Annotated in this window: 3 protein-coding genes; all 3 read right to left on the reverse strand. The window is 65.7% G+C overall.

Going from position 1 to position 2,908, the window contains the following annotated elements; genetic code table 11:
- Nucleotides 1–60: 60 nt before the first annotated feature.
- Nucleotides 61–618, reverse strand: coding sequence for a ferric reductase-like transmembrane domain-containing protein (locus Q7U29_RS06890; protein ID WP_304739822.1), 558 nt, complete (start codon nt 616–618; stop codon nt 61–63).
- A gap of 74 nt (nt 619–692) precedes the next feature.
- On the reverse strand, nt 693–1,181 hold the full coding sequence (locus tag Q7U29_RS06895; RefSeq protein WP_304739824.1) for a Twin-arginine translocation pathway signal: 489 nt from the start codon (nt 1,179–1,181) through the stop codon (nt 693–695).
- Between the two features lie 249 nt (nt 1,182–1,430).
- Nucleotides 1,431–2,570, reverse strand: coding sequence for a hypothetical protein (locus Q7U29_RS06900; protein WP_304739826.1), 1,140 nt, complete (start codon nt 2,568–2,570; stop codon nt 1,431–1,433).
- Between the last annotated feature and the right edge of the window lie 338 nt (nt 2,571–2,908).

Consider the following 2,908-nt stretch of genomic DNA (forward strand, 5'->3'; position numbering starts at 1 on the left):
TGAAGTAAAGCTGGATTGCTTCGCTAACGCTCGCAATGACGGGGTTGATGTTTCGGCGGGTTAAAGCGAACCCGCCCTACGTGCTATCCGCGCCCGCAGATCGGTCATGACCTTGACGGTCGCGGCCAGCACCAGCGCGCAAAGCGCCGCCTTCGACACCGTCTCCATCGTGCCCTCGATCAGGATGCCATGGACCACGCTCCCCGCGACGATGACGATCGCCAGCACCATATGGGCGACGCGCCACGTTCGCAGGCGCAGTCCCAACTGCCGGCGCAGCGCAGCCAGAAGCGCGACCGCGAAGATGGCCCACATCGCGATCACACCGAAGGGGGAGAACGGCGTCGGCGATGCGAACAGCAGGGCGTCGATCATGTCAGGCGGATTGGTGATCCAGAGTCCGCCGACGTGGGTCAGCACCGCCGCCACCAGCGCGGCTCCGATCCAGGGATGGGCACGCCGTCCGAACCGGGCGGGCAGTCCCGGCAGGTATCCGCCGATCAGCAGCGGCTGAAACAGCATGAGGCCGAGGGCGATAATCCCCGCGAACCCGGCCAGGATGTAGACCGGATCGCGCCATGCGTGCAGCGGGCTCGAGGCCGCGGCGGCGATCGGCACGCCGACAGCCGCCGCAAGGGCGACCCAGGTCAGGGCCGTCAGGGCCAGTCTCCATCCGCTCGTTCGCAACCCGGTCAGGCCGGCTCGAGCACGAAGTGCGCTTCCAGGGCGGTATCCCTGGCGCTGCGCATCACCGGACGCAGGAACACGGCTTTGAATTCACCGCTGTCATAGGCGAGGTGCCCGTGCGGCTGGCCGAACACGGGAACGATCTGCGGCATCTCGAGACGGAACATGCCGTCCTTGTCGGTGAGCGTGGCGCCATGGCTGTGCGGGTCGCTCTCCCGCCCTTCGGTGGTGTGCGCCCAGATCTGGATGCGCTGTCCGGCCAGCGGAGCGCCATCGCCGGCGCGGCGCACGGTGCCGGTCATCCAGAAGCCCCCCTTGCCGATCCGCGCCACCACCGGCGCGCCCCTGGCGTAGTTGTTGGTCCCGCCCCGCATCGAAGGGGTCGGCGCGAGGCCTTCCGCGCGGGCGGGCAGCAGCAGCCCGGAAACCCCTGACGCCAGCACGGCCCCGCCGGCGGCGAGCAGGTTGCGGCGGTTGAGTACGACGGTGGTCATGCAAGTTCCTTCCGGCGACCGTGCGTTTGCTCCGCCGAGAATACAACAACCGCCGCCGCAGCGCGCGAACACGCGCATAACAGTGTCGTGAACACGTGTGGCGTTCGGCTCGACCAGCGAGGCCGTCATTGCGAGGAGCGGAGCGACGAAGCAATCCATCTTTCGTCTCGGCGGGCTGCGCAATGGATTGCTTCGCTTACGCTCGCAATGACGGCATTGGGCATCTGTGCCAGCCGGGGAAGGCCAGGCCTAAAGCCGCGGGATCCAGCCCGGACGGCTCAACATGTATTCGACCATTCGTGGCGGAATGCTCAAGGAACTCGCTATCTCGCGTTCATCCCCGGGCAGTCCCGCCAGGATCGATGCTTCGCTCCTGCTTCGAACCTTGGAAAGCCATTCCGGATCGACCACCACGGCGCGTCCGACCGCAACCAGATCGGCGCCCATCTCGATCGCGCCCTCGGCATCCCCTGATGTCTTGATCCCGCCGCTGGCCATCACCGCACAGCGGCCCGCGATGACGCGGGCCAGTTCCGTGATTGGACTTGTCGCCGGGACAGGAATTTCCTCGGCCGGACCATTGTAAACACGGGTCTCTCGCTGAGGCCGGCTCTTGCGGTAATCGTCCAGCGAAACCGAGATGTAGTCGAGATTCAACCCGGCCAGTTCATCACAAAGCAGCCTGGCGTCATCGAGCGTATAGCCGTCCGCCTCGGCCTCGAACGGCGTCACGCGAAATCCTGCGATCAGCTTGGAGCCGAGCGCGTCGCGAACCGCCTGCGCGACCGCGAGCGGAAAGTTCATCCGCTTGGCAAGCGTGCCCCCCCAATGATCGTCGCGATGATTGGCCCGGGGTGAAAAGAACTGATGCACCGCGTAGTGGTTGGCGCCGTGGATCTCGACGCCATCGAAACCGGCCTTTCGGGCGAGGGCGGCAGCCGCGCGAAAGCTGCCAACCAGGCTTTCGACCTCGTCCGATGTCATCGCCCGCGGCGTCCGGGCTCCCGGACGCAACGATGCGACGGCGGAAGGCGCGCGCATGGTTTGCTCGCCGATCAGTTCGGGCTTTGCGATGCGGCCGCCGTCATAGATCTGCAGGATCGCAAGACCTCCCGCGGCACGCATCGCTCCGGCGAGCGCCTGCAGGCTGGACAAATGTCCGTCATGTGCCGCGCCTATGCCCTGCCAGGAGCGCCCGTCCTCTGCGACATAGGCGGCGGAAGAAATGGTGGCGCCGAATCCGCCGGCCGCGCGCCGCCGGACGAATTCGAGTTCGTGTTCGGTCACCGTGCCGTCTTCATGGGAAGAATCGGTCGTCAGCGGCGCGATCGCAAACCGGTTCGCCATCTCGCGTCCGCAGTTGAATTTGAAGGGAGACCACACGACCATCGTTCGAAACCTCGGTTATTGCTCGAGCTGGGTCGCTTGCTGCCCATGCTTCGAGACGCTCGCGCCGCTCGCTCCTCAGCATGAGGTTGTGGTGTTTCAGCAGGTTCAACCTCATCCTGAGGAGCGTCGCGAAGCGATGCGTCTCGAAGGATGGGCCGCGATACCGATTTGCGATGCCCAAGTCCTAATGAAAAATCCGTCCGGAGTCGATCACGACGGTCTGGCCGGTCATGGTCTCGGTGCGGCACATCGCGACCACCATGTCGGCGCAGTCGTCCTTGTCGGCCGGCTTCTTCAGCAGCGAGCTGGAAGCGGCGCGCTCGACCTGCTCTGACCGC

Source organism: Bradyrhizobium sp. (assembly GCF_030654605.1).
Classification (GTDB): domain Bacteria; phylum Pseudomonadota; class Alphaproteobacteria; order Rhizobiales; family Xanthobacteraceae; genus Bradyrhizobium.